This window comes from Enterobacter cloacae complex sp. IR5459, from assembly GCF_049238005.1.
In the GTDB taxonomy this organism is placed as follows: Bacteria; Pseudomonadota; Gammaproteobacteria; order Enterobacterales; family Enterobacteriaceae; genus Enterobacter; species Enterobacter hormaechei_C.
Window position 1 is genome coordinate 1 of record NZ_JBMKIG010000038.1, and the last position, 3,499, is coordinate 3,499.

4 protein-coding genes are annotated in these 3,499 nt (G+C 45.6%); 1 reads left to right on the forward strand and 3 read right to left on the reverse strand.

Going from position 1 to position 3,499, the window contains the following annotated elements:
• Together ACOTX4_RS25530 and ACOTX4_RS25535 are read right to left on the reverse strand one after the other, a co-directional pair.
• On the reverse strand, window positions 1–233 hold a 233-nt coding region (locus ACOTX4_RS25530), incomplete at its 3' end, for a MobC family plasmid mobilization relaxosome protein (protein ID WP_284304923.1).
• Window positions 234–1,410: 1,177 nt separating this feature from the next.
• Window positions 1,411–2,487, reverse strand: coding sequence for a methyl-accepting chemotaxis protein (locus tag ACOTX4_RS25535; protein ID WP_080085133.1), 1,077 nt, complete (start codon window positions 2,485–2,487; stop codon window positions 1,411–1,413).
• Window positions 2,488–2,991: 504 nt separating this feature from the next.
• Between ACOTX4_RS25535 and ACOTX4_RS25540 the strand changes: the two genes are divergently transcribed.
• Entirely contained in the window at window positions 2,992–3,180 is a 189-nt protein-coding gene (locus ACOTX4_RS25540) for a Rop family plasmid primer RNA-binding protein (protein ID WP_059291084.1), read from the forward strand.
• Window positions 3,181–3,388: 208 nt separating this feature from the next.
• Here ACOTX4_RS25540 and ACOTX4_RS25545 read toward each other — a convergent pair whose 3' ends face one another.
• A complete protein-coding gene (locus tag ACOTX4_RS25545; RefSeq protein ID WP_421635500.1) occupies window positions 3,389–3,499 on the reverse strand; it encodes an MbeD/MobD family mobilization/exclusion protein in 111 nt (36 codons plus the stop codon).

The window sequence follows — 3,499 nt, forward strand, 5'->3', positions numbered from 1 at the left end:
ACCCTGTCATGGCCGGTGCCGCCGCCGGCGTTAACACGGCGGGCTATCTGGTTCAGGTTATTGCCCATGCCGGCAAGCTGGCGCAGCAGCGCCGGAGAGATTGAGGGAAGCTTTCCGGAACGTGCTGGCTTTTCGTCCAGGCAGGTCTGCCTCATCCACGCTGCCAGCTGCCTGCCGTCGCAGCGCTCGAGCAGCCGCCGGTGCTCGTCCTCCGTCACCCACATGGTGAGCATCTTGTTCCGTTTCTCTGACAAACCGCCCTCCTGATAACGCCGGGACGGACGGGAAAGCCTTTCCCGGTCGGCGCGGGGTTGGACAAGCCGCAGGCGCGTCAGGCTTTTGGCGGGTTTCGGGGCGCAGCCCTGAACCAGTCACGAAGCGCTAGCGGAGTGTATACTGGCTTACTATGTTGGCACGAATGCGGATGTCAGTGAAGTGCTTCATGTGGCAGGAGAAAAAAGGCGGCACCTGCGCGTCAGCAGAATATGCGCTACAGGATATATTCCGCTTCCTCGCTCACTGACTCGCTGCGCTCGGTCGTTCGGCTGCGGCGAGCGGTACCGGCTTACGGGCAAGGAGGAAATTTCCTGGAAGATGCCAGGAAGAAACTTAACGGGAAAACGAGAAGGCCACGGCGAAGCCGTTTTTCCATAGGCTTCGCCCCCCTGACAAGCATCACGAAATCTGACGCTCAAATCAGTGGTGGCGAAACCCGACAGGACTTTAAGATACCAGGCGTTTCCCCCTGGTGGCTCCCTCGTGCGCTCTCCTGTTCCTGCCTTTCGGTTTACCGGTGTCACTCCGCTGTTATGGCCGCGGTTTCTCATTCCACGCCTGACACTCGGTTCCGGGAAGGCAGTTCGCTCCGAGCTGGACTGTATGCACGAACCCCCCGTTCAGTCCGACTACCGCGCCATGTAAGGTAACTATCGTCTTGAGTCCAACCCTTACAGACACTAAAAATCGCCATTGGCGGTAGCCACTGGTAAAAGGATCAGCAGAGCGAGATATGTAGGCGGTACTTGAAGTGGTGACCTAACTACGGCTACACTAGAAGGACAGTTTTGGTATCTGCGCTCTGCTGAAGCCAGTTACCTTCGGAAAAAAGTGTTGGTAGCTCTTTATTCCGGCAAACGAACCACCGTTGGTAGCGGTGGTTTTTTTGTTTGCAGGACATGAGATTACGGCGAGAACGAAAGGATCTCAAGAGGATCCTTTCCAAATGGTCAATTTGAAGTCAGTTTGGAGTAGAAATCTTCGTACTCAAAGAGAATTTTTCAAGTAGCCTCGATGCGTAATGAATTGTTCTTGCATCAAAGGCTATTTCGTTTAAGTTTTCGCGCTTTCTTGAAAATTCGCGTTTAGGTTATCCGATTAAAGTCAAATGCCCCAAACAGAAACGAATCAATATCACACAAATTTAATATGGCTAGTTTTTGCATCGAGTTCACGAACCATATTCCCCAGTGCAGTAGCAGACATAGCTAACTCATCAACTACAACGACATTATTTTGGTTTACCCTCTCCAATTCAGAAAGAGCTTGAGCGATCTGACAAACTCCTTTTTCCTGCTCACTAGTGGCCAGTAACACACTACCAGTAAGTTGATCTATTTTTTCCGCACCAGATAAAATCTTGGTCATATTATCTTTAGCCGCTAAAACCAATTCAGCTCCTTGCCTAATGTTGTCATGCGTAATTTCAATTAATGATTTTATACTTTTTGCAGATTCAGCTGTTTTATGGGACAAACTTCTAACCTCGCTAGCGACAACTGCAAATCCCCTGCCAGCAGAACCAGCCCTAGCGGCTTCAACAGCAGCATTAAGAGCTAAAATATTAGTTTGGAAAGATATACTATCTATTAGGGATATGACTTCACTCATTTCATCAGAACAAGAATTAATCAAGTCCATTTTTGATTTTAATTCTTCCATAATCGCCTCACCATGACTGGCTCTATCATAGGAAGATGTTGTGATTTTATGGAGTTCTCGACTGCTATCTGAGCTTTGCTTTGTACCTGCGGAAATCTGCTCCATACTTGCTGCAGTCTGCATCAGCATGGAAGATTGGCTATCTGCACCAGTTGTTAATAAACCGCTTTGTTCAGATAATTTCTCTGCTATATCAAGAGTGATTTTAGAACAATTACGGATACCAGAAACAAAACTCGTCATTTCTACAGATAGAGAATTAATACCAGGAATAATACGACCCGCACAGTTTTTCCCAAACTCAGGGATTCTCAACGAAAAGTCACCTTCATTAAAAACAGATAATGCAGACACGACTTTATTTATTGGAATAACTAAGAATCTGTCAAGATAAAACCATGCGAACAATATATGAACAGAAAATAAAAAGCAAACTAAAAAAAAACAAAAAACCAAACTTTTAAAAAACAACAATGTTAGTAAATTAAATAAAAACAAAGAAAGCAGTAACAAAATCATAACACTTCGAACACTACGATCTCTAAGCATACATACCTCAGATGCTATAGTAAATTAAGGACGGCATTATTATTGCAGTCGAAAATAAAAAAATCAAAAAACATCGATAATAAAGACAAATAAGAAAGAAGGAGGTTTTATTAAGCATAAAAATCAACCTATCTCATTTTCTTTAAATATAAAAATAATTTATTTCATATTCATTCAGGATTCCTACAAACAAGCTTAGAGCATTCTTTTTGTGACATGAATATCCACGAGTTCACGAACACCTTAACATGCAAAGAACAAGATCAACCCCTGCATAAAGAACAAAAACATCATAACGCCATAAACATTACAATAACATCTCTTGGCCGCACCCTCTGAGAGGCTCTCAGGGCGTTTCTGACGGGAAACCGGTAACAGGCAACAAACCACCCGAAAACCCGCCAGAAACGCGCCTGATAAATTTTAACGGCATGCATGACTATTCACCAGAATGAAGGCATTCTTTTTTCACTTAACATCATAACCAGACAGAGAAAAGAACACATGAACCGTCAGGAATCTGCCGCTCTCAATATGGCTAAATTTATCCGCACCCAGACGCTGCTTTTGCTAGAAAAAATCGACCAGCTTGACCTTGATGACGAAGCGACAGAATGCGAAAAATTACACGAACAGGCAGAAAATCTTTATCAGAAGCTTCTGGCAAGGCTCGACTTAGACATAGCGCCGTAGCTTTTCGATCGCCTCAAGAATATCCATAAACTCGTCTCTTGAAGAGACACCAGCCTGTAGGTTATTAAGCAGAAAGCCGTCCATATTGGCGGCTTTTCTTATTAAAGCGTTGGACCGTTATAACTTCGCTGTCGAGTTGAACGCTCGAGATCTAGCGCTTTTTGGTGCTGTGCCACGCGCTCCTGCTCCCGGTGCGCCTCGATGCTGTTCAGCCTTGTGAAAACCGGCGCAGCTGCTCGCTTAAACTCAGCACCTGCGTGCTCAAGTCCGACACGCGCTCGTTCAGCACCGCGTTCTCCCGTTGCATAAGCCCACACAT

Bases quoted from the DNA above. Each gene is read 5' to 3' on its own strand.
- ACOTX4_RS25545 (WP_421635500.1), bottom strand. From the start codon at position 3,499: ATGTGTGGGCTTATGCAACGGGAGAACGCGGTGCTGAACGAGCGCGTG.
- ACOTX4_RS25540 (WP_059291084.1), top strand. From the start codon at position 2,992: ATGAACCGTCAGGAATCTGCCGCTCTCAATATGGCTAAATTTATCCGC.
- ACOTX4_RS25535 (WP_080085133.1), bottom strand. From the start codon at position 2,487: ATGCTTAGAGATCGTAGTGTTCGAAGTGTTATGATTTTGTTACTGCTT.